Annotated in this window: 6 protein-coding genes; 4 read left to right on the top strand and 2 right to left on the bottom strand. The window is 71.6% G+C overall.

The genetic code is table 11. The annotated features are described in order from the left end of the window. On the bottom strand, positions 1-278 hold a 278-nt coding region (locus tag ABZ260_RS47745; protein WP_355631675.1), incomplete at its 3' end, for a trehalose-phosphatase. 180 nt (positions 279-458) lie between these two features. Continuing rightward, positions 459-773: a DUF3263 domain-containing protein gene (locus ABZ260_RS47740; RefSeq protein ID WP_350915603.1), complete on the bottom strand. Its 315-nt coding sequence runs from the start codon at positions 771-773 to the stop codon at positions 459-461. 117 nt (positions 774-890) lie between these two features. Between ABZ260_RS47740 and ABZ260_RS47735 the strand changes: the two genes are divergently transcribed. From ABZ260_RS47735 to ABZ260_RS47720, 4 genes are all read left to right on the top strand, one after another. Further along, complete coding sequence (locus ABZ260_RS47735; protein ID WP_355631671.1) at positions 891-1,691, top strand: SAM-dependent chlorinase/fluorinase; 801 nt, start codon at positions 891-893, stop codon at positions 1,689-1,691. Positions 1,692-1,784: 93 nt separating this feature from the next. Beyond that, positions 1,785-2,234: an OB-fold domain-containing protein gene (locus tag ABZ260_RS47730; protein ID WP_355563766.1), complete on the top strand. Its 450-nt coding sequence runs from the start codon at positions 1,785-1,787 to the stop codon at positions 2,232-2,234. Then, positions 2,231-3,418: a lipid-transfer protein gene (locus ABZ260_RS47725; RefSeq protein ID WP_350915597.1), complete on the top strand. Its 1,188-nt coding sequence runs from the start codon at positions 2,231-2,233 to the stop codon at positions 3,416-3,418. The genes ABZ260_RS47730 and ABZ260_RS47725 overlap by 4 nt, the downstream gene beginning before the upstream one ends. 129 nt (positions 3,419-3,547) lie before the next feature. Next, positions 3,548-4,078 carry a hypothetical protein gene (locus ABZ260_RS47720; protein ID WP_350915595.1) on the top strand — a complete coding sequence of 177 codons (531 nt, stop codon included), beginning with the start codon at positions 3,548-3,550 and terminating at the stop codon, positions 4,076-4,078. The last annotated feature ends 112 nt before the right edge of the window (positions 4,079-4,190 follow it).

The raw sequence follows: 4,190 nt of genomic DNA, 5'->3' as shown, positions 1-4,190 counted from the left end.
CAGCGTTCGAGGCCGTAGTGTCCGAGCACCACCAGGCCGGGCACGCCGGCCAGGGAGCCGTACTCGACGGCCGTGGCGGCCGGGCGGCCGGTCACGACCACCACGGCGCCGACCAGGCCGCCGAGCCTGGCCAGCACCTCGGGCCCACCAGGATGGATTCTGGCCTCCGCGGGGTCGGAGACGATCGGGGACAGCGTGCCGTCGAAGTCGAGCCCGATCACCGCTCCCCCGGGGTCGGCCACGATCGCCTTCAGTCCGTCGGGCGGGTTCGCCGTCATGTCCGGCTCCTCTCCGTCTCCACCGTCTCCATCGGCCCCGCCCTCCGGCGATCGCCCGCCTGACCGGTCGTACCCGGAGATCAGCAACGCAAGCCATCTTTCCCGGCTTCTCGGCCAATCCGGGCGCGCCTCATCAGTCCCACCCTCCGCGGCCGGCTGCCCGACCGGTCGTACCCAGCATCAGGGGCGAAAGCCCGTCTTCCGGGCGGCTCGGTCGCTCCGGCGCGTCTCACGGAGCCGGCGCAGGCGCTTGACCAGCATCGGGTCGTGGGCAAGTGCCGCAGGTAGCTCGATGAGCTCACTGAGCAGCTGGTAGTAGCGCGTCGCGGAGATGTCGAAGGCCTCGCGGACCGCCTGCTCCTTGGCGCCCGCGTGGCGCCACCACCGGCGCTCGAAGGCGAGCAACTCCCGCTCCCTGTCGGTGAGAGCACGCGACGCGGGCTCTCGGGCAGCCCCGCCGTCGGCACTGTCACCGGGGGTCGGCTCGGTGTCCATGGCTTCCTCCTCGGTCGGGGCACATGGCGATGACACCGCGCACACGCGGCCCGAAGTCAGAATAGTCCGGAATTTCGCGCTGTTCATGACGGATGCGGAGCCGTACAGTCACCAAGTGTGACCTCTGTCATCAGCCTTCTCACCGACTACGGACTGGAAGACGGCTATATCGCCGCCTGTCACGGCGTGATCGTCGGAATCTCTCCGGAGTCGCGAATCATTGACGTGTGCCATCTGGTGCCCCTGGGAGACGTACGGCGCGGTGCGGCGATCCTGGCCCAGACGATCACCTACCTGCCTCCCGGCGTGCACGTCGCCGCGGTGGATCCCAGCGGCTCGCGCAGGGCCGTGGCGGTCGAGGCCGGCGACCACGTGTTCCTGGGCCCGGACAACGGGCTGCTGTCGTGGGCGATCCACGCCAGCGGAGGCGCGCGGGCCGCCTACGAGCTGTCCAACGAGGAGTTCTTCCTGCCCCCTCTCTCGCCGACCTTCCACGGGCGCGACCTCTTCGCGCCCGTCGCGGCGCATCTGGCGATCGGGCGGCAGCCGGCCGAACTGGGGCCGGAGATCCCGATAAACCGATTGATCTCGCTGCCCGCGCCCACCTCGACGGTCCAGGACGACTATGCCGAGGGGGAGGTGCTGTCGGTCAACCGGCACGGCAACGTCCAGCTGTCGATCGGCGCCGCCGACCTGGTGACGCTGGGTGTCTCACCGGGAGACACCCTGGTGGTCTGGCTGGGCGGATGGCGGCTCGCGGTGCCGTTCAGGGAGTCCTTCACCGCGGTCCCTCCCGGGGAGGTCGTGGCCTTCACCGACTCGGTCGGACTGGTCGCGCTGGCGATCAACTCCGGCGACGCCTCCCAACGACTGGGCCTGCCGCCGGGAGCCCGCGTGCGTCTCTCACCCGCGCCATGACATGTGGGTCGGCGGCCGGCCCGCGGATCTCCGCCGGGCCCGCTCCCCGAAGGGGGGATGTTACCTAGCAAGCGCTTGTGTCATATTGGCCCTATGACCGCACCCGTGATCAACGGCTGGTTCACCGTGGACGGCGGCACCGCGCACCTGCTCGGCACCCGCTGCGCGGACTGCCGGACCGTCTACTTCCCGCCCCGGACGGGCTTCTGCCGCAACCCGTACTGCGACGGCGAGGACCTGGCGGAGACGCGCATGCCGCGCCGGGGCACCGTGTGGTCCTACACCAACTCCTGCTACCCACCGCCCGCCCCGTTCGTGACCGCCGATCCCTATGTTCCCGTCACCCTCGCGGCGGTGGAGCTGGCGGGGACGGGGATCGTCGTGCTCGGTCAGGTCAAGGACCTCACGGTGGACGACCTGCGGGTGGGCATGGAGCTCGAACTGACCACGGGCCCGCTCGCCGACGGCCCGCTGGTCTGGATGTGGGGCGCCCCCGGCACCCCCGGCACCACAGCGGAGCGGCAGAACGGGGAGAGTTCATGAGCGACGTCGTCATCCTCGGCGCGGGAATGCACCCCTGGGGCAAGTGGGGGCGGCCCTTCGTCGAGTACGGGGTGGCGGCGGCCAGGGCCGCGCTGCGCGACGCGGGTCTGGAGTGGACGGACGTGCGGTTCGTGGTGGGTGCCGACACCATCAGGAACGGCTACCCGGGCTTCGTCGCCGGCGCCACCTTCGCCCAGGCCATGGGCTGGAACGGGGCGCGCATCGCCTCGTGCTACGCGGCGTGCGCCTCGGGCGCGCAGGCGCTGGACATCGCCAGGACCCGCATCCTGGCCGGCCTCTGCGACGTGGCGCTGGTCGTCGGTGCCGACTCCACGCCGAAGGGGTTCTTCGCGCCGGTGGGCGGCGACCGCCCCGACGACCCCGACTGGCTCAGGTTCCGGCTGCTCGGCGCCACCAACCCGGCGTACTTCGCGCTCTACGCGCGCAGGCGGATGGCCCTGTACGGCGACACCGCCGAGGACTTCGCCGCCGTCAAGGTGAAGAACGCCCTCGCCGGCTCGACGAACGAGAACGCCCGTTACCGCAGGACCGTCACCGCCGCGCAGGTGCTCGCCTCCCCCCTGGTGGCCGACCCGCTGCGGTTGATGGACATCTGCGCCACCTCCGACGGCGGCGCCGCGCTGGTCCTGGCCTCCGCGGAGTTCGCCCGCCGCCACGGCGTGAGCCGCCCGGTACGGCTCGCGGCCGTCTCCACGGTGACACCGTCCTTCCCCAGCACCGTGCTCGAACTGCCGGACTTCGCCACCGACTCCACCGCGGCGGTGCCGCCCCCCGAGCGCCCGTTCCGCGCCGCCATCGCCCACGCCGCCTACGAGGAGGCGGCCCTGGGCCCCGACGACCTGTCGTTCGCCGAGGTGTACGACCTGTCCACCGCGCTGGAGCTCGACTGGGTCGAGGACCTCGGCCTCTGCGCGCGGGGCGAGGCCGCGAAGCTGCTGCGCGCCGGAGACACCGCGCTCGGCGGCCGGATCCCGGTGAATCCCTCCGGCGGGCTGGCCTCCTTCGGCGAGGCGGTCCCCGCCCAGGCCATCGCCCAGGTCTGCGAGCTGACCTGGCAGTTGAGGGGCGTGGCGGGAGCCCGGCAGGTGGAAGGCGCCCGGATCGGGCTGGCGATCAACCAGGGCCTGTTCGGCCACGGCTCTTCGATCATTGCCACAAGCTGACCATTCTTGACCCTCCCCAAAGCATGTCGCTGGATAGTCTCACTCCCGTTACTTTGAGTAGCCGCGCGCAGACGGTCCGTTCCAGAGACCCCAGACACTGCCGCGATTTCCTTCCAGGGGGAACCACACATGATTCGTCGTCTTCTCATCACTTCCGCGTGCGTCGGCATCGCCGTCCTCGCACCGGCCGTGGCCGCTTCCGCGTCCACGTCCTCCACCACCTCCACCACCAAGGCCGCGACCAAGTCCGTGGCCAAGGCCAAGGCCGCCAAGGCCGACTGCTGCGGCGTCGGCGTCGTCAGCGCGCCGCTCGCCGTCGCCTGCCCGACCGCCGTGGTCGCGGCTCCCACCGTGGTCGCGGCTCCCGTGTACGGGGGCGGCATCTACGGCGGCGGCGTCTACGGGGCCGGCTGCGGCGGCGTCTACGGCGGCGGGATCTACGGCGGCGGCGTCTACGGCGGCGGGATCTACGGCGGCGGCGTCTACGGGGGCGGCGTCTACGGGGGCGGCATCGGCGGCGGCATCCTCGGCGGCGGCATCGGCCGGGGCAACAACATCGTCGGCGGTGGCAACGTGATCAGCAGCGGTAGCGGCGTCGGCCACGGCGTCGGCATCGGCGGCCTCGTCGGCATCGGCGGCGTCGGCGTCGACATCCTCTAGTAGGGCGGCATCCTGCCGTAGTACGACAGGGCGCGGCCCCCACATCTCGTTGTGGGGTGAAAACGGGCGAGATCCCGCCGATCGGCTCGCCGGTCCGCGACGCCCGGGCGTA

The organism is Streptosporangium sp. NPDC006013, from assembly GCF_040614275.1.
Classification (GTDB): Bacteria; Actinomycetota; Actinomycetes; order Streptosporangiales; family Streptosporangiaceae; genus Streptosporangium.
Note: the sequence above shows the minus strand (reverse complement) of the source record. Positions and strands in the feature narration are given on the sequence as shown.